Here is a 17,557-nt window from a genome sequence, read left to right as displayed (position 1 = left end):
GCGTTCAGCTGTTTTCACTGGCATTAACGTCAAACAATGCGTTTTCACTCTTGGTCAGCTTGTCCTTCAAAGCCTGACGTGCCGCAATACTATGATGCAGCCGCTCTGAGCGATCTGCCCCGACAATCCTTTTCTTGCGTGTCATCAACACCTTGCCATGTCCGCGCCAGGTGCCCCGTGCCGGGACAAGGGCATCTCTGGGATGGCGCTCTTCCCATGCTTCAGGCAGCGGCAGTCCGATTTCAGCAGCCCGTCGCAACATCCAGACCAGCGGAATGTTGGCCAGCGGCCGTGCGACTTCGTAGCCACCCAGTTGCCCACCCACGTCGCCATGCGCACCGGGAAACCATACCTGTTCCAGCCTGCCCGGATAATCATCGTGGCATGACCACAAGACCGGAGAGAAGGCGACCCGTTTCTCGTCATGCGCCAACGCTTGAAACCCGTGCTTCACGATGCTGCTCAGCTCATGATTGTGGAATGCCTGCAGATGTTCGGAGAGCCTCCAGAGGATCGGCGCGTTGATGCCGAGCGATTTCACCGTGTCCCAGACGCCGATCATATCGATCTCAATCTGTGCATGGCAGTGCTGTCTGGAAAAGGCCTGCGCGGTTTCACTCTGAGGCGAGTTGGCATAATGCCGATAGGCCGCACGGATATTGCGGACGGTTGCGTGCTCACTGCGGAATAGGCCAACAAGGTCGATCACGCCCGCCAAAGACCGAACAGCATAAGCCCCACGGGAATAACCAAACAGGAAAATTCTGTCGCCGGGCCGGTAACGCGTTGCAAGCCAACCGTAGGCACGTCTGATCAGGCGGTTTATCCCTTTGCCAGTGACGACATCACGGATCGAGCGCCAGTTGTCCCACTGCAAGCCGGGCTCATAATAAAGCGAGACTGCCGCGCCGATCTCAAGCAGCATGGTATAGGCGCGGGCCGCGTTGGTCTGGCACAAAGGTTCTAAAGAGTACAGCGTACCATCCAGAATAATGACATGGGTGGCGGGCGCGCGGCCCGCCCTCCTGCCTTTACTCGGCGGCGATGCGATCCTCATTCATCATCTCCCAGACGCGGTGCGGTGTGAAAGGCATATCCGCCTGCCGCACGCCATGCTCCCAAAGCGCATCCTGCACCGCATTCGAGATTGCCGCCAGGGCACCCACGGTTCCCGCTTCACCACAGCCCTTCATGCCCATGATATTGGCTGTGGAGGGTACAGGTTCAGAGGTAAAGGAAATGTAAGGAAGATCAGTTGCGCGCGGAAGAGCGTAGTCCATGAACGAAGCGGTGAGCAGCTGGCCGTCTTCATCATAGACAACCCGCTCTTGTACCGCTTGTCCCACGCCCTGAGCGACGCCGCCGTGGACCTGACCTTCGGCAAGCATCGGATTGATAAGATTACCGAAGTCGTCAACAACAGTGTACCGGTCAGTGGTCACGATACCGGTCTCAGGATCAATCACGACCTCTGCAATATGCGCACCATTTGGGAAGCTGCGCGCAGGCAAAGTCGCGCGTTCTTGATGCGCCAGCAGATCATCGCGCCCCTTTTCGCGGGCCATGTCGGCCACGTCGAGCATGGTGGGCGTCAGGTTTGAGCCCTCAGCGCGGAAACGTTCGTCGTCAAAGCTGATCTCGGACGCTGGCACTCCCATTTCATCCGAGAGGAACTCGGTAAACGCTTCGGTCATCTTGGCCACTGTCGCAAGTGTCGCGTTATTTTGCACGGTGACCGAGCGGGAGCCGCCGGTACCGCCACCCTGTTTGATCAGGTCGGAATCCCCTTGGACCACGGTGATTTTGTCTGCCGGAATGCCGGTCTGATCGCTCAGGAACTGGGCGTAAACAGTTTCGTGCCCCTGCCCGTTCGACTGCGTTCCGACGTAAATCGACACGGTGCCGTCGTCCTCGAAAACCACCTTCGCACCTTCCGAAGGGTCTCCGAGGATGCTTTCGATGTAATAGCAAAGCCCCTGCCCACGCAGCAGACCGCGCTTTGCATCTTCGGCTTTGCGCACCTCGAAACCGGCGCGGTCCGCCTCCTGGGCGGCACGGTTCAGCACCTTGTTGAAATCACCCACATCATAGGTCTCGCCAGTTGCGGCCTTGTAGGGGAACTGATCCGCCTTAATGAAATTGATCCGGCGCAACTCCCAAGGGTCGACCCCCAGTTCGCGTGCAGCGCGGTCCATCAGGCGCTCCAGCACATAAATCGCCTCGGGCCGCCCCGCCCCCCGGTAGGCATCCACCGGTGTCGTGCTGGTGTAAAAGCCATCCACCTGAAGCCACGTCGTCTGCACATCATAGACGCCCATCAAGACACGGCTGAAAAGCTGTGTCTGAATGAACTGGGCAAATTGAGAGTTGTAGGCGCCAAGGTTGCTCTTGCTGCGCACCCGATAGGCCGTGATCTTATTGTTCTCGTCAAAGGCAAATTCGGCAAGCGACGTCAGATCGCGACCGGCATTATCACTCAGCATCGCTTCGGTGCGCTCTGACATCCAACGTACCGGGCGGTCCAGCACACGCGCCGCCTGCGCGAGGCAAAAATATTCGTTGTAGGTCATCCCTTTCATGCCGAAGCCGCCACCGGTGTCCGGATTAGTGACCCTCACGTGATCTTCATCCAACCCAAACGCCGTCTGCAAGTACCCCTTGTGCACCCAGACACCCTGACCGTTTTGCGCCACGTGCAGCTTGCCGTCCTGCCACTCGGCATAACAGCCGCGCGGTTCCATCGAATTCACGATGATCCGGTTGTCATCCACATCCAGTGCGACTGTCTTGGCCGCAGCGTCAAAGGCCGCTTGCGTTGCCGCCTCGTCTCCCATGCCCCAATCGAATGCCTTGTTGTCAGGCGCTTCTTCGTGCAGCGTCTCGCCACCGGCTGCCATATCAATCTTTGCGGGCAACTCGTCTATATCCAGCATGACCAGCTCTGCGGCATCGCGGGCCTGCGACAGGCTGTCGGCCACGATCACTGCTACCGGCTCTCCCACGTAACGGACCTTGTCCTTGGCCAGCATGGGGCGCAGCGGTTTCGCCCCTTTTGATCCATCCCGGTTATCGACGATGCCGCCTGCCATGGCGATATCCATGTCTGCCGCCTCTAGATCGGCGCATGTCAGCACCAGATGGACGCCTTCAACTTCTTGTGCATCCGAGACGTCCAGTTCCGTGATCGTGCCGTGCGCGACGGGCGAACGCAGAAAATATGCTTGCAAGGCGTTCTCTGGTGCGATGTCGTCCACATAGCGACCGTCCCCGGTCAGGAACCGCACATCTTCTTTCCGTTTTACAGGTTGGCTCTTGCCGAATTTTTCCATTGCGATGCTGCCCTCTAGCGGATGGATGTTACCCCTCAGACATAACCGCTGACGCCCACATGTCCAGCACCGGGAACAGCAGATGTCGCGGCTACGGCGCAAACCGCTAAAAGCCAGGTGCCAAACTCTCCTCCTGACAAAGGTTCTGCCGCCAAATGCGGCGCTTGACCAAAAGCAAATCGCACGTCTGCGCCAGCGCGACGCACCGCCACCCTTTCCCTTCGCCCAATCCTTCGTTAGATCACCCCCAACCCGCGTTTAAGGATCGAGAAACATGGCTCTGGACAAGACATTCAACGCCGCCGAGGCCGAAGCCCGCCTCTATGCCGCATGGGAAAAAGCAGGTGCTTTCAAGGCCGGTGCGAACGCCAGCCGGGAAGAGACGTTTTCCATCATGATCCCGCCCCCCAACGTCACGGGCGTGCTGCACATGGGCCATGCATTCAACAACACGCTGCAGGACATCCTGACGCGCTGGCACCGGATGCGCGGCTTCGATACGCTCTGGCAGCCCGGTCAGGACCACGCAGGCATCGCTACGCAAATGGTCGTGGAGCGCAAACTGGCCGAAACCCAGCAACCGGGACGCCGCGAGATGGGCCGCGAGGCTTTCCTTGAGAAAGTCTGGGAATGGAAGAAAGAATCCGGCGGCACCATCATCGAACAACTCAAGCGTCTGGGAGCGAGCTGCGACTGGTCGCGTAACGCCTTCACCATGTCCGGCGCTCCGGGTGCGCCCGAGGGCGAGGAAGGCAACTTCCACGACGCGGTGATCAAGGTCTTTGTCGACATGTACAACAAAGGTCTCATTTACCGTGGCAAGCGCCTCGTGAATTGGGATCCGCATTTCGAGACCGCGATTTCCGACCTTGAGGTCGAGAACATCGAAGTCGACGGCCACATGTGGCACTTCAAATACCCGCTCGCGGGCGGGGCGACGTACACCTACGTTGAGAAAGACGAAGACGGCAACGTGCTCTTCGAGGAAGAGCGCGACTATATTTCTATCGCCACCACGCGGCCTGAAACGATGCTGGGTGACGGCGCGGTTGCGGTGCATCCAACCGATACACGTTACGCGCCTATCGTTGGCAAACTGTGCGAAATCCCGGTGGGACCGAAAGAGCACCGCCGCCTGATCCCGATCATCACCGATGAATACCCCGATCCGACCTTCGGCTCAGGCGCGGTCAAGATCACCGGCGCACATGACTTTAACGACTACGAAGTCGCCAAGCGTAACCGTATCCCGCTTTATGCCCTGATGGACACGAAGGGCCATATGCGCGCCGACGGACTTCCCTATGAAGAATCCGCTGCCAAGGCGACACAAATCGCCGAAACCACGGCGGAAATGCTGACGGAAACGGAGGGACGGTTCCAGTCACCCTCTGATCAGCCGATGGCCGATGTGAGCAACATCAACCTTGTCCCTGAAGAATTCCGCGGCCTTGACCGGTTTGAGGCACGCGAAAAGGTCATCGCGGCGATCACCGCCGAGGGTTTGGCGGTGATGACGCAGGCCCACGATCCGCGTCTTGGCAAGGCCGCCGAAAAGCCCGTTGCCCCGGAAGAAGGCGGAGAGGCGCGCGAGGACACGGTAGTGCCTCTGGTCGAAGCCAAGAAGATCATGCAGCCCTTCGGCGACCGCTCCAAGGTGGTGATCGAACCGATGCTGACCGACCAGTGGTTCGTCGACACCGCCAAGATCGTCGGCCCCGCCATCGACGCGGTGCGCAAAGGCGACACCGAGATCCTGCCCGAGCAGGACAAGAAGGTCTATTTCCACTGGCTGGAGAATATCGAGCCGTGGTGCATCTCCCGCCAACTTTGGTGGGGGCATCAGATCCCGGTTTGGTATGATAACGATGGAAACTCTTTCTGCGCCGCTACGGAAGCTGAGGCAATTCGACAAGCCAGGCATTTCTACAAAGGTCTGTTTCCGGAGTTAGAAGAAAGTGCTTTCGACATTTCAATTGGTCAGGCTGGCTTTAACGGATTTGTAAATAAGATCGGTCGCAGCAGTCCGTATAGTAGTAGTCCGGAGTTTGACGACATATCCTATTGGATGGAATTCGGAGGCAAGGAGAATGTGGCAAATTATAAAGCTACGCTTTACCGCGACCCCGACGTCCTCGACACCTGGTTCTCCTCCGGTCTCTGGCCCATCGGCACCCTCGGCTGGCCCGAGGACACTCAAGAGCTGCAAAAATACTTCCCCACCTCCGTCCTGATCACCGGTTTCGACATCATCTTTTTCTGGGTCGCCCGGATGATGATGATGCAATACGCCGTCGTCGGCGAACGCCCCTTCGACACCGTCTATGTTCACGCCCTGGTGCGCGACGAGAAGGGCAAGAAGATGTCGAAATCGCTGGGCAACGTGCTCGACCCGCTGGAACTGATCGACGAATACGGCGCGGATGCCGTGCGCTTCACCCTCACTGCGATGGCGGCGATGGGCCGTGACCTGCGGCTTTCCACGCAGCGCATCACGGGCTACCGGAACTTCGGCACGAAGCTGTGGAATGCGCACCGCTTTGCAGAAATGAACGGCGTCTTCACGGGTGAGGCACATGCATTGCCGACCCCGACTGCCACGCTGAACAAATGGATCATCGGTGAAACCGCCCGTGTGCGCGAGGATGTCGACGCGGCACTGACAAACTTCCGCTTCAACGATGCGGCGAACGCGCTTTATGCCTTTGTTTGGGGCAAGGTTTGCGACTGGTATGTAGAACTGTCCAAACCCCTGTTGCAGGAAGATGCGCCCGAGGCGGAAGAAACCCGCCAGACGCTGGGCTGGGCGCTAGATCAATGCCTGATCCTGCTGCACCCGATCATGCCGTTCATCACAGAAGAGCTGTGGGAGACGACAGCCACGCGCGACAAGATGCTGGTCCACGCCGACTGGCCTGCCTACACGACCGCTGATCTGCTGGATGCTAACGCGGATCGTGAGTTGAACTGGGTCATCGGGCTGATCGAATCCATCCGGTCTGCACGCACGCAGATGCATGTGCCTGCGGGCCTCAAGGTGCCGATGATCGTGACCGAGATGGATGCCGCCGCGCAAACCGCGTGGGACAACAACGAAGCGATGATCAAGCGGCTTGCACGGGTTGAAAGCCTTGAAAAGGCAAATGATTTCCCGAAAGGAACAGTGTCAATCGGCGCTCCGGGCGCAACCTTCGGGCTGCCGCTGGCGGGACTGATCGACATTGGCGAAGAAAAGGCGCGCCTGCAAAAGTCCCTGGACAAGCTGAACAAGGAAATCGGCGGACTGAAGGGGCGGCTGAACAATCCCAAGTTCCGCGACTCCGCTCCCGAGGACGTGGTGGCAGAGGCCGAGGCCAATCTTGCCGCCCGTCAGGAAGAGGCCGATCAGCTTCAGGCTGCCCTCGCGCGCCTGGCCGAGATGGAGTGACGCCGCCCTGCTTCCAAATGGGTCAAATCCCCGCCGGAGGCATTAAACTTTTCTGGTGCTCCAGAAGAACTTTTTGCCTCCGGCGGGGATTTTTAACCATTTGGAAACCAAGACTGCGCGAAGAATAAGACGCGGTCCTAGCTGGGAAGCGAAGATCGTCCATTTGGAAGGCCCCATCCGATAACGGGTGGGGCTGACCTTTTGAGGCTACTTGAAGACCGGGGCGCGCTTCTGCATCTGGGCGGCAATCACCTCCATCTGTTCGGGCTTGCCGATGAGCTGTGACTGGATGCGCGACTCCGCTTCGAGGACATCCTGAGCTTCTGCCGTCTCGGCGAGGTGGATCAGTTTCTTGGCGGCGCGGATCGCGCTAGGGCTCTTGCCTGCAATGGTTTCGGCCAAAGCCGTCGCCGCCGCGAGCGGATCATCCGAAATCTCGGTAATCAGACCCCAGTCCGCAGCCTGTTCGGTTTCCACCTGTTCGGCCGTATAGGTCAGTCGGCGCAGCACGTCTGATCGCACCAGTTTAGGAAGCAGTACCATACCGCCCATGTCGGGCACGATACCCCATTTCATCTCCATCACCGCGAAGCGAGTGCCGGGCGCGGCGATGCGAATGTCACAGCCCAGCGCCAGTTGTATTCCCGCCCCGAAACAGACGCCATGAATTGCCGCAATCACCGGTATTTCCATCCGGTGCCAGATCATCGCAACCTCTTGCCATTGGTTCGTCGTACCATGGCCATGGGTCCGCGGCATCAAGACCTCTTTCGGATCCCTGCCCATCATGCCCGACAGGCCGGTGATGTCGATCCCGGCGCAGAACGCTTTACCCTCGCCGGAGATCACCGCAACGCGGGCGTCTGATGCGGCAACTTCTTGTCCTGCAGCGATGATTCCGTCGATCATCTCCTGATCGACGGCGTTCATTTTGTCTGCACGGGTCAGACGGACAAAAGCGATGTGATTTTCGTATGTGACGGTGACGCGGGCCATGGGATCCTCCGAATTGGTTGGGGATCACTGAACCGCAAACCGACCGCTCAGACCAGCAAAACGTCGCGGCAGATCAGGGCACCAGCCGGTCAATCGCACGCATCATGGCAAGGCTCTTGTCGTAGACGAGCGTCAGGATACGCCGCGCCGGTGGTTTCGTGGCAAGGCTTGGCACTGTGCGGACAACACCGGCAGCAGCGGTCGCAGCAATAAATCCACGGCGGGTGAGTTTCGGCATCTTGGTGCCGCCGACCAGTTGCGAGTGATTCTCATATAAGGTCGATTGTGCCGTTTTCCAACCCTTGCCCCGCATCCCTAGCCCGCCTATCAGATTGGTATGACTGAATATCGCCTGACCCCGCTTGCCCTATCCCTGCCCGCGACAGTCCCCTTTGTCGGGCCCGAAACGCAGGAACGCGCCATGGGCCTCGCCTTTGATGCCCGGCTTGGAGCGAACGAAAATGTTTTTGGCCCCTCACCTTTGGCGAAGGAGGCCATGTGCGCAACTGAAATGTGGATGTACGGAGACCCCGAAAGCCATGATCTGCGCGCGGCGTTGGCCGCACATCACAACACCACGATGGATCATATCGTCGTGGGCGAAGGCATTGACGGTCTGCTCAGCTATCTGGTGCGACTTTTCGTTGGGCCAGACGACGCGGTAGTAACCTCAGATGGCGCATATCCGACGTTCAATTACCACGTAGCAGGTTTTGGTGGTGCACTGCACAAAGTCCCCTACCGGGACGACCACGAAGACCCAGCGGCGCTTTTTGCGAAAGCAGCCGAGGTTGATGCCAAACTGGTCTATATTGCCAATCCCGACAATCCTATGGGGTCTTGGCATAAAGGCGCTGACTTGGCTGAAGCGATGAAGGATCTGCCCAAGAACACGCTCCTTGTTCTGGATGAGGCTTATGTCGATACAGCCCCCGAAGGCACGGCCTTACCGCTCCCCCTTGATGATCCACGCTTGATCCGCATGCGCACATTTTCAAAGGCTTATGGTCTTGCGGGGGCACGTGTCGGCTATGCGATCGGCGCGCCTGAACTGATCACCGCCTTTCACAAGGTCCGCAATCATTTCGGGATGAACCGCGCAGCACAGGTCGGGGCGCTTGCCGCGCTCAAGGACCAGATCTGGCTGGCGCAGGTGATCAGGCAAGTGAGCGATGCACGCAACCGTATCGCGGCAATAGCACGCGCACATGGGCTCACGCCTTTGCCTTCTGCCGCGAATTTCGTGGCGATAGACTGCGGCCAAGACGGCGCTTTTGCCAAATCTGTTCTGGACGGACTGGTAGCACGCGGAATTTTTGTCAGGATGCCCTTTGCCGCCCCGCAGAACCGTTGCATTCGGATCAGTTGTGGCACGCAGGAACAACTTGGCGCCCTAGAAGCCGCCTTGCCAGCAGCCCTTGCGGAGGCAAAAAGGGGCTGACGGCGCTATATGTCGCGCTATACTCGATAACGGATCAGATGATGAGACCGTTATGCGCCATAGTAACGACCGCCCCGCTGCACCAAATTTTACGCAAGCCTGCATCGTGATGTTCGGTATAAACCTGACATGGATATTCATGGTGATCTGGGCGATCTGGGGATTGCTGGCTGTCGCCCTGATCGGGTGGGTGGTAAACAAGGTGATCACGCGCATTGACGTGGCACGCAACGGCGCACGCGCCTGACGTCAGACTTTTTGCGCGACGTGCGTATCCTGACCAGAAGCGGTTCAGTTCTCTGCAATTACCGCCGATGCGGCATCCAATGCACCCGGTCCATGCTCTATGTTCAGGCTGCGCATCCCTGCTTCGATGCCGCCCAAAAGTCCCATGATCATCTGCCCGTTTACATGCCCCATATGTCCAAGCCGGAAAAATCCGTGCCATGCCGGGTCCTTCGGTGGCGCCATGCCCAAGCCGATGCCAAGGGTCAGCCCAAGCTGTCCTTCCACCCAGTTGCGCAGGGCTGTCGCCTTGGGCGCTTCCAACCGTAAGGACGTCACCGCGTTACTGCGATAAGCCCGGTCCGTGACGTTCATTGCAAAACTGCCAGCCTCCGACCATGCCTCGCAAGCAGCCCAGATCGCACGGGCCAGAACCGCGTGGCGTGCCCAGACGGCTTCAATACCTTCCGCGTGGATCATGTCGAGCGCGGTGCGCAAGCCATAAAGGTGATGGGTGGGTGCTGTGCCGCCGTGATACTGAAAGAACTCTTCGGCATGGGCACGCGGTGACCAGTCCCAGTACCAGCTGACCCGTGGCATGCTGGCGCGGGCTGCATCCGCCTTGTCATTGAAGAAAACGAATGACATGCCGGGCGGCACCATCAGCCCCTTCTGGCACCCGGTCACCATCACATCGACGCCCCAATCGTCCATCTCGAACAGATCACACCCCAAGGACGCGATGCAATCGGCCATCAGAAGCGCCGGGTGATCGGCGGCGTCGATCACTGCGCGCAGGGCCGGAATATCATTACGGATTGAGGTCGACGTGTCCACATGCACGCCCAGCACCGCTTTGATTTCATGGGCCTTATCGGCCTTCAGAACCTCGCTGATGCGGTCCATATCCATTGGGGAGTGCAGTCCGAAGTCCAGCAGATCAACTTCCGCGCCGATGCCTTTTGCCATCTCGCCCCAGCCGACGCCAAAGCGGCCCGTAGCGGGTACCAGCACCTTATCGCCGGGGCGGATCACGTTGGCCAGGGCCGCCTCCCACGCCGCATGACCGTTGCCGGTGTACATCGCAACATGGTGTTGTGTCCGTGCCACCCGTTTCAGATCGGCCGTCAGCCCCGGCATCATGTCGACCAGTTCCCCGTCATAGATATTGGGTGCAGCCCGATGCATCGCCTGCAAAACCGGATCTGGAATCACCGAAGGGCCGGGGATCGCAAGGTATGGGCGTCCGTGAGAGAGATTGGGGGGCGTGGTCATCATGACGGCCTTTTATGCTTGAACTGGCCGGACATTAGAACCACCTCGTGCGAGGTCAACATCATATCGGTCACCTTGCCCATCGCCATCGCGATGCGTAGACCGGGCCGCAAGCTTCTATCCAAAGGATAAACCGCTTCCTATGAACGATCAGACATATACCTCGAAAGAGCTGCTGTCGTGGCTTTGGCGGGATTATCTGCGCAAACACGTCGGGCTGATGGGCGTGGCCGTGGTCTTCATGATTATCGAGGGCAGTACGCTGGGCGCACTGGCGCGCCTGATGGAGCCGATGTTCGACCGTGTGTTTGTCGCTGGTCAGGAAGACGCACTGATCTGGGTCGGCCTTACGCTGATCGGCATCTTCATTCTGCGCGCCATCGCCGGGGTCAGTCAAAAGGTGCTGCTGACCAAGGTGGCGCAGCGCACGGCAGCGGATATGCGCATCGACCTGCTGGAACGGATGATGAAGCAGGACGGGGCGTTTCACCAATCTCATCCGCCGGGCTTTCTGATTCAGCGGGTGCAATCGGATGTAAATGCCGTGGGCGATGTCTGGCGTGCCGTGATCACCGGCGCAGGCCGTGATTTCATCGGTTTGCTGGTGCTGTTGGGCGTGGCAATATCCATAGATCCAATCTGGGCGCTGATGGCCTGTGTGGGCATCCCTATCATGGTGCTGCCCGCTGCTGCCGCTCAGAAATTCGTGCGCCGCCGTGCACGCGAGGCACGGGATCTGGGCGCAAGTCTCGCCACTCGGCTGGACGAAGTGTTCCACGGCATCGTGCAAGTCAAACTAAACGCGCTTGAAGCCTATCAGACCCGGCAATACCGCGACCTGACGGGCAAATTCATCGACACCGAAGTGCGCGCCGCGTTCGGCAATTCCGCGATCCCGGGCATGGTAGATATCCTCTCTGGCATCGGGTTCATGGCCGTGATCCTTTATGGCGGATCCGAGATCATCTCTGGCGATAAGACCATTGGTCAGTTCATGACATTCTTCACCGCGATGGGTTTTGCTTTCAGCCCCCTGCGGCGATTGGGCGGGATCAGCGGGTTATGGCAAATTGCTGCCGCCGCGCTGGAGCGGATCAGGGAGCTGTTTGAGGCGCCGCTTCACCTGCGTGACCCGGCGCACCCGGTCCCTGCCCCTGTAGGCACCCCCGATATCAAACTTGAAAATGTCGATCTGTTTTATAGTGAAACCAAAGTTCTTGATGGCCTCACGTTCACTGCAAAGGCAGGTGAGACGACAGCGCTTGTCGGGGCATCCGGCGCAGGCAAGTCCACCGTGTTCAACGTTCTGACCCGTTTGATTGATCCACAAGGTGGCAAGGCCTTGCTCGGCGGTATCGCAACGACGGATATGGCCCTAGCTGATCTGCGCAGCCTCTTCTCCGTGGTCACACAGGAGGCATTGCTTTTTGACGCAACGCTGCGTGAAAATATTGTGTTGGATCGCAAAGACGTGACCGAAGCACGTTTGAACGAGGTGCTCGACGCAGCTCATGTGGCGGACTTTCTGCCGAAGCTGGAGAAGGGCCTCGATACCCTTGTCGGCCCGCGTGGCTCTGCCCTGTCCGGTGGTCAGCGTCAGCGCGTTGTGATTGCACGCGCGCTGCTGCGCGACACGCCCATTCTGCTGCTGGACGAAGCAACATCGGCGCTTGATGCGCAATCCGAACAGGTGGTGCAGGAAGCGCTTGATCGTCTTTCGAAAGGGCGCACAACAATCGTCATCGCACACAGGTTGGCCACCATTCGCAGTGCGGACCGGATTGTCGTGATGGACCGGGGCCACGTGGTGGACGAAGGTACCCATGACGCGCTGTTGGAACGGGGCGGGCTTTACGCTGATCTTTATCGGTTGCAGTTTCAAGACGGACGACAGGTTGGCGACCCGGTGCCCGAAAAACGCGCTGCCAATCGGGCAAGCCCAGACACGTCGGAGCACATTGGACTTTGGCAGCGCATTGGACGCAGGCTTTTCGGTCAGCGGCGATAACTTGCGGCAAGCGCAGATGCGTCAACGCCGGCAAAGTAACGCAGCAACGTCCAAAGATTGCGCGCGCCGCGTCTGATCCATCCCTGACGGGTGTATTTCTCGGCGCTTGTGACCGCGTCAATCGGCAGGCCCTTCAGCTTACCCTTCAAAGCACGTGCAAGCGCTACATCTTCCATCAGAGGGACATCTGGGTATCCCCCTGCCCGCGCATAGAGCGCCGACGAGATCAACAAGCCCTGGTCCCCATAGGGCAGCCCGAAACGACTGCGCAGGTTGGCCCAAGTTGCAACCAGACGCGCTGCCGCCCCTGGCTGATCAAAGCGCAGTTGGAACCACGCGGCCTTGTCTGGTTGACCAAGATGCGCACGGACTGATTTTGTCCACCCCGACTGCAGCACGGTGTCCGCATGCAATATCAGCATCCAATCGGCTTTCGCCACCTCACAGGCCCGGCGAAGCTGCCCCCCCCGAGACGGTTCCCCATGCAACACCTCAGCGCCCCATGCCTGCGCCGTGGCGCCTGTTGCGTCGTCCGATCCGCCATCAGAGATGATGAGTTCACGGATCAGGCCTGCCTCCAGCCCTTCCATTAAAGCGTCGAGACACTGTGGCAAACGATCAGCTGAATTCAGGGTCGGGATGATAACGGAAATAGGTGCGCGCATGTTGCCCCTTTTGGTGTGGCGTGTGATCACTATATCTCATCCCGAACCGCAAAGGACAAATCCATGATCAAACGTCGCATTCTGCGCCTCTCGGGAACCGACACGAAAGACTTCCTGCAAGGGCTGGTGACCAACGATATCGGCAAGCTCTCGGAAGGTGCGGTGTATGCAGCCTTGCTCACGCCGCAGGGCAAATATCTGGCCGATTTTTTTCTCGTACCAGATGGAGATGCCGTACTTCTGGACGTCGCGGACAGTCTTGGCGACATGGTGATGCAGCGCCTGTCCATGTACAAGCTTCGTGCCAAGGTCGACATTGCCGAAACGGATCTGCATGTGCATCGGGGCTTGGGCGACACGCCAGCGGACGGTTTTGCCGATCCACGCGCTGCTGAATTGGGCTGGCGCGCCTATCGCGATGAACCGCAGACCGATGACACGATCGATTGGGATGCTTTGCGTGTGGCGCTCCTGATCCCTGAAACGGACGTTGAATTGACACCGGATACCTTCATTCTTGAGGCGGGGTTTGAGCGGCTGAACGGCGTGGATTTCCGCAAGGGCTGCTATGTCGGTCAGGAGGTCACCGCACGCATGAAACACAAGACCGAATTGCGCAAAGGTCTGGCACCGGTACTGGTAGACGGGAGTGCTGAGGTAGGCACAGACCTGATGTCAGATGGCAAACCAGCTGGCACGCTCTTCACTCAGGCGAACGGGAAAGCGATCGCCTACCTGCGTTTTGATCGCGCCAAGGGCGAGATGCTAGCCGGTGACGCCCGCGTCAAATGGGCGGATGCGCCGGAAAATGCGTCAAATTGAGTCGAAAAGCCCCGCCAGATGCGGGGCTCTCGTTTCCTCAGAACGTTAACTGAGTATTACGTCGCGTCAGCGAGGGCTCCCGCCTAACGGGAAATCATGCGCGCTCGACGTATTCCATTGTTTCAGTGTTCACCACGATATCTTCGTCTTGACCGACGAAAGGCGGTACAGACACCTTGACCCCATTATCCAATATGGCCGGTTTGAAAGAGTTCGCTGCCGTTTGGCCTTTCACGACAGGCTCCGTCTCGACCACTTTGCAGATGACCTTTTGCGGCAGTGAGGCATTCAGCGCTTCGTCCTCATGGTACTCGACCACGACCATCATGCCGTCCTGCAAGAAGGGGCGCCGTTCCCCCAGAAGCTCGGCCGGGAGCTGGACCTGCTCGTAGGTTTCGGTGTCCATCAGAACCAGCATCCCACTGTCTTCATACAAGAATTGCTGGTCTTTCTGCTCCAGACGCACCCGCTCGACCTTGTCGGCAGAACGAAAACGTTCGTTCAGTTTGGAGCCGTTGCGCAGGTTGCGCATCTCTACCTGAGCAAAGGCGCCGCCCTTGCCGGGCTTCACGTGGTCGACCTTGACCGCCGCCCAAAGGCCTCCGTTATGCTCCAGGACATTTCCTGGGCGAATCTCGTTTCCGTTAATTTTGGGCATGTGGCAAAACCATGGCAAAAGGTTGATGAAAAGTTAGCGCACCCTATATCTCGCCCTATGGGACCCTGCAAGCCAACGATATGTCGTAGTGCACCTGCAGCATGCTATGCACAGCGCGCATGGGTGCCATGTCAATTAGATGTATCCGAATCGAGGGATATCGGTCATAAGAGGCGTCACGCCGAAATGACAAGAGCAAGAATAATGGAAAGGACGACGAGTTGAGAGATTTCGTTGATGGCACTGCTTTCAATAATGAGCAAGGCAACCGTGCCCGCAAACTTTTTGCTGCCGTGGTACTGGCAGCTCTGGATGACGCGATTGCTGATGACAAGAAGTACGGCAATGGCCCAGAACAGATCGCCCGCTGGGCGCGCTCCCGCGATGGCCGCGAAGTGTTGAGCTGCGCCGGTATCGACCCTAACGAACGTGTGGTAGCGGGTTTGATGGATTTCGTCGGCAAAGGTGTCCGCACCTCTGTTGCGCTGTCGCGCGAAGAGTCTGAGCGCCGCCATGCTGCACAGCAGGCTGAAGCTGCCTAAATCAGGCCGCAAGACCTACAAAATCGCAGTCCTTCTCAGGGCTGCGTTTTTCGTTTCAGGCACCTGAAAATACGAACATCCAGACCTGCGCTACCATCAGCTCTGCCAGTAGCAGCCCCAATATCAGGCCAGAGAGTACCAGGCCCGGCTTCCGCTTCCACAGGATCAAAGCGCAGATCGCAGCGGCAGCTGCACCAAGGGGTGCAATCCATTCTGCCCCCCTGCTCCGGTCCCAATAGCTGACCGGGCTTTCAAACACCCAAGAGGTGATGGGCCAGAAATGGGGGCGGCCGTCATCATGATGCAGTGGGAAATCCAGCGTCAGGTGCAAAAGTGCAGCCCCTGTCAGTACGATGGCCCAATCAATGCGCTGCCAAATCGCAAAACCCAGTAAAATGCCCCAGACCAGAAATGAGTTATCAACGGCAAAGACCGTCTGCCACAGCTCTGAGAAATAGAGTTGGTCAAAGACGATCTGAGCTGGAATGTTCAGCACGTAAAGAGCCGTGCCCGCCAACAGGTAAAGCGACAGATCAGGCAGCAATGCGCCGACAAGGGCGGCCCATATCAGCTTGCGATCCCCTCCCTTTGCCAGCGCGGCCGCGCCCAGCAAGAGAGGTACAGGCGTATTCATGGTGAATCCCCCTTTCGCGTCCTGTTGAATTGCGCCAGTTTGCGGCCAAACCGTGCGGGACCACCACATGACAAAAGCCATCATGATACAAGGCACTGGCAGCAATGTCGGCAAATCCATGATCGTGGCTGGCCTGATCCGCGCCTGCGTGAAACGCGGCCTGAGTGTGCGTCCCTTCAAACCGCAAAACATGTCGAACAATGCTGCCGTTACAGAAGACGGTGGTGAGATCGGGCGCGCGCAGGCCTTGCAGGCGCGGGCGGCAGGCGTCGCACCGCATACCGATATGAACCCCATCCTGCTTAAACCGCAGTCGTCCACAGGGGCGCAAGTGATCGTTCAGGGCCAGATCGCAGGCACCCAAGAGGCCGCCGCCTTTGGGAAAAACAAGGCCGCGCTGATGCCATCTGTGCTTGAGTCCTTCCAACGGCTTGGCAGCCAGTGCGACCTGATCATCGTCGAAGGTGCAGGCAGCCCGGCAGAGACCAACCTGCGGGCCGGTGATATCGCGAACATGGGCTTTGCCACCGCCGCCAATGTGCCTGTCATCCTGATGGGTGACATCGACCGGGGTGGCGTGATCGCACAGATCGTTGGCACCAAGGCCGTGATGTCAGCGCAGGACAATGCCATGGTGCGAGGCTTTGCCGTCAACAAGTTCCGGGGCGACCGCAGCCTGTTTGATGCAGGCCGCGACGACATCGCGCGGCGCACGGGCTGGCCAAGTCTTGGGGTGATCCCTTGGTTCGATCAGGCGCACCGCCTTCCAGCGGAGGATGTGATGGACCTGCCTGCGCGTTCACAATCGGGGGGGGCCGGCTGTGTGATTGCCGTGCCGCGTCTGCCGCGCATTTCCAACTTCGATGACCTTGACCCGCTGGCGGCTGAGCCGGGCGTTGACCTGCGCGTCATCATGCCGGGTCAGCCGTTACCAGCAGATGCAGACCTTGTGCTGATGGTCGGTAGCAAAGCCACCATCGCCGATCTTGCGGCCTTCCGCGCAGAGGGCTGGGATATTGATCTGGCTGCACACCTGCGCCGCGGTGGACGGGTGCTGGGGCTTTGCGGCGGGTATCAGATGCTGGGACAATGCATATCCGATCCACACGGCATTGAAGGGACGCCGGGGACCGTTCAGGGCCTGGGACACTTACGGATCGAGACGGAGATGGTGCCGATCAAACACCTCTCGCTCAAAGAGGGGCTACATCCGGCAAGTGGAACCACCCTGTCTGGCTATGAAATACACATCGGGGAAACCACGGGCCCTGACACGGACCGTGCCTGGCTTATGTTTGACAGCACGCCTGAGGGCGCGACAAGCAAGGATGGGCTGGTTCAGGGCTGCTATATGCACGGCTTGTTCAACTCAGACGCTTTTCGGGCCGCATATCTGGCCACATTTGGCGCCTCGTCATCCGTAGCCTTTGAGGTAGGTGTAGACGACACGTTGGATGCATTGGCTGACCACGTCGAACGCTATTTCGACATCGATCACATGCTGGTACTAGCCGGACAAGTCTGAGCGCACAGCC

Annotated in this window: 15 protein-coding genes; 7 read left to right on the top strand and 8 right to left on the bottom strand. The window is 58.8% G+C overall.

The window, feature by feature from the left end; genetic code table 11:
• Positions 1-4: 4 nt before the first annotated feature.
• Together GV827_RS17730 and GV827_RS17725 are read right to left on the bottom strand one after the other, a co-directional pair.
• The gene (locus GV827_RS17730; RefSeq protein WP_164355153.1) at positions 5-1,057 is read right to left on the bottom strand and encodes a DUF2235 domain-containing protein; all 1,053 of its coding nucleotides are present in this window, start codon (positions 1,055-1,057) and stop codon (positions 5-7) included.
• Positions 1,032-3,329 (bottom strand): xanthine dehydrogenase family protein molybdopterin-binding subunit, encoded by a 2,298-nt coding sequence (locus GV827_RS17725; protein ID WP_164355152.1) that lies wholly within the window; start codon positions 3,327-3,329, stop codon positions 1,032-1,034. The genes GV827_RS17730 and GV827_RS17725 overlap by 26 nt, the downstream gene beginning before the upstream one ends.
• A gap of 274 nt (positions 3,330-3,603) precedes the next feature.
• Between GV827_RS17725 and GV827_RS17720 the strand changes: the two genes are divergently transcribed.
• Positions 3,604-6,756 carry a valine--tRNA ligase gene (locus GV827_RS17720; protein WP_164355151.1) on the top strand — a complete coding sequence of 1,051 codons (3,153 nt, stop codon included), beginning with the start codon at positions 3,604-3,606 and terminating at the stop codon, positions 6,754-6,756.
• Positions 6,757-6,963: 207 nt separating this feature from the next.
• On the opposite strand, the gene GV827_RS17715 is transcribed toward GV827_RS17720, so the two are convergent.
• Positions 6,964-7,752, bottom strand: a complete 789-nt coding sequence (locus tag GV827_RS17715) for a crotonase/enoyl-CoA hydratase family protein (protein ID WP_164355150.1) — start codon at positions 7,750-7,752, stop codon at positions 6,964-6,966.
• Between the two features lie 73 nt (positions 7,753-7,825).
• Positions 7,826-7,990, bottom strand: a complete 165-nt coding sequence (locus GV827_RS17710) for a twin-arginine translocation signal domain-containing protein (RefSeq protein ID WP_164355149.1) — start codon at positions 7,988-7,990, stop codon at positions 7,826-7,828.
• Between the two features lie 99 nt (positions 7,991-8,089).
• Between GV827_RS17710 and GV827_RS17705 the strand changes: the two genes are divergently transcribed.
• Positions 8,090-9,193, top strand: coding sequence for a pyridoxal phosphate-dependent aminotransferase (locus GV827_RS17705; protein ID WP_164355148.1), 1,104 nt, complete (start codon positions 8,090-8,092; stop codon positions 9,191-9,193).
• 52 nt (positions 9,194-9,245) lie between these two features.
• Complete coding sequence (locus GV827_RS17700; RefSeq protein WP_164355147.1) at positions 9,246-9,440, top strand: hypothetical protein; 195 nt, start codon at positions 9,246-9,248, stop codon at positions 9,438-9,440.
• Between the two features lie 44 nt (positions 9,441-9,484).
• On the opposite strand, the gene GV827_RS17695 is transcribed toward GV827_RS17700, so the two are convergent.
• Entirely contained in the window at positions 9,485-10,693 is a 1,209-nt protein-coding gene (locus tag GV827_RS17695; protein ID WP_164355146.1) for a pyridoxal-phosphate-dependent aminotransferase family protein, read from the bottom strand.
• A gap of 142 nt (positions 10,694-10,835) precedes the next feature.
• On the opposite strand from GV827_RS17695, the gene GV827_RS17690 reads away from it, so the two are divergent.
• Positions 10,836-12,701 (top strand): ABC transporter ATP-binding protein, encoded by a 1,866-nt coding sequence (locus tag GV827_RS17690; protein ID WP_164355145.1) that lies wholly within the window; start codon positions 10,836-10,838, stop codon positions 12,699-12,701.
• Here the strand turns inward: GV827_RS17690 and GV827_RS17685 are convergent.
• On the bottom strand, positions 12,689-13,366 hold the full coding sequence (locus GV827_RS17685; protein WP_164355144.1) for a TIGR04283 family arsenosugar biosynthesis glycosyltransferase: 678 nt from the start codon (positions 13,364-13,366) through the stop codon (positions 12,689-12,691). The genes GV827_RS17690 and GV827_RS17685 overlap by 13 nt on opposite strands.
• A gap of 63 nt (positions 13,367-13,429) precedes the next feature.
• Between GV827_RS17685 and ygfZ the strand changes: the two genes are divergently transcribed.
• The gene (gene ygfZ / locus GV827_RS17680) at positions 13,430-14,188 is read left to right on the top strand and encodes a CAF17-like 4Fe-4S cluster assembly/insertion protein YgfZ (RefSeq protein ID WP_164355143.1); all 759 of its coding nucleotides are present in this window, start codon (positions 13,430-13,432) and stop codon (positions 14,186-14,188) included.
• Positions 14,189-14,282: 94 nt separating this feature from the next.
• On the opposite strand, the gene efp is transcribed toward ygfZ, so the two are convergent.
• Positions 14,283-14,846, bottom strand: coding sequence for an elongation factor P (gene efp / locus GV827_RS17675; protein ID WP_164355142.1), 564 nt, complete (start codon positions 14,844-14,846; stop codon positions 14,283-14,285).
• A 221-nt stretch (positions 14,847-15,067) separates the two neighbouring features.
• On the opposite strand from efp, the gene GV827_RS17670 reads away from it, so the two are divergent.
• Positions 15,068-15,388, top strand: a complete 321-nt coding sequence (locus GV827_RS17670) for a DUF6280 family protein (protein ID WP_164355141.1) — start codon at positions 15,068-15,070, stop codon at positions 15,386-15,388.
• A 55-nt stretch (positions 15,389-15,443) separates the two neighbouring features.
• Here the strand turns inward: GV827_RS17670 and GV827_RS17665 are convergent, their stop codons facing one another.
• Positions 15,444-16,022: a cobalamin biosynthesis protein CobQ gene (locus GV827_RS17665; protein WP_164355140.1), complete on the bottom strand. Its 579-nt coding sequence runs from the start codon at positions 16,020-16,022 to the stop codon at positions 15,444-15,446.
• 67 nt (positions 16,023-16,089) lie between these two features.
• On the opposite strand from GV827_RS17665, the gene GV827_RS17660 reads away from it, so the two are divergent.
• Positions 16,090-17,547, top strand: coding sequence for a cobyric acid synthase (locus GV827_RS17660; RefSeq protein WP_164355139.1), 1,458 nt, complete (start codon positions 16,090-16,092; stop codon positions 17,545-17,547).
• Positions 17,548-17,557: the final 10 nt, after the last annotated feature.

The sequence above is a fragment of the Sulfitobacter sediminilitoris genome, from assembly GCF_010667575.1.
GTDB lineage: Bacteria > Pseudomonadota > Alphaproteobacteria > Rhodobacterales > Rhodobacteraceae > Sulfitobacter > Sulfitobacter sediminilitoris.
Note: the sequence above shows the minus strand (reverse complement) of the source record. Positions and strands in the feature narration are given on the sequence as shown.

Bases quoted from the DNA above. Each gene is read 5' to 3' on its own strand.
- GV827_RS17660 (WP_164355139.1), top strand. From the start codon at position 16,090: ATGACAAAAGCCATCATGATACAAGGCACTGGCAGCAATGTCGGCAAA.
- GV827_RS17690 (WP_164355145.1), top strand. From the start codon at position 10,836: ATGAACGATCAGACATATACCTCGAAAGAGCTGCTGTCGTGGCTTTGG.
- GV827_RS17705 (WP_164355148.1), top strand. From the start codon at position 8,090: ATGACTGAATATCGCCTGACCCCGCTTGCCCTATCCCTGCCCGCGACA.
- GV827_RS17695 (WP_164355146.1), bottom strand. From the start codon at position 10,693: ATGACCACGCCCCCCAATCTCTCTCACGGACGCCCATACCTTGCGATC.
- GV827_RS17700 (WP_164355147.1), top strand. From the start codon at position 9,246: ATGCGCCATAGTAACGACCGCCCCGCTGCACCAAATTTTACGCAAGCC.
- GV827_RS17685 (WP_164355144.1), bottom strand. From the start codon at position 13,366: ATGCGCGCACCTATTTCCGTTATCATCCCGACCCTGAATTCAGCTGAT.
- GV827_RS17730 (WP_164355153.1), bottom strand. From the start codon at position 1,057: ATGAGGATCGCATCGCCGCCGAGTAAAGGCAGGAGGGCGGGCCGCGCG.
- GV827_RS17720 (WP_164355151.1), top strand. From the start codon at position 3,604: ATGGCTCTGGACAAGACATTCAACGCCGCCGAGGCCGAAGCCCGCCTC.
- GV827_RS17715 (WP_164355150.1), bottom strand. From the start codon at position 7,752: ATGGCCCGCGTCACCGTCACATACGAAAATCACATCGCTTTTGTCCGT.
- ygfZ (WP_164355143.1), top strand. From the start codon at position 13,430: ATGATCAAACGTCGCATTCTGCGCCTCTCGGGAACCGACACGAAAGAC.
- GV827_RS17665 (WP_164355140.1), bottom strand. From the start codon at position 16,022: ATGAATACGCCTGTACCTCTCTTGCTGGGCGCGGCCGCGCTGGCAAAG.
- efp (WP_164355142.1), bottom strand. From the start codon at position 14,846: ATGCCCAAAATTAACGGAAACGAGATTCGCCCAGGAAATGTCCTGGAG.
- GV827_RS17725 (WP_164355152.1), bottom strand. From the start codon at position 3,329: ATGGAAAAATTCGGCAAGAGCCAACCTGTAAAACGGAAAGAAGATGTG.
- GV827_RS17710 (WP_164355149.1), bottom strand. From the start codon at position 7,990: ATGCCGAAACTCACCCGCCGTGGATTTATTGCTGCGACCGCTGCTGCC.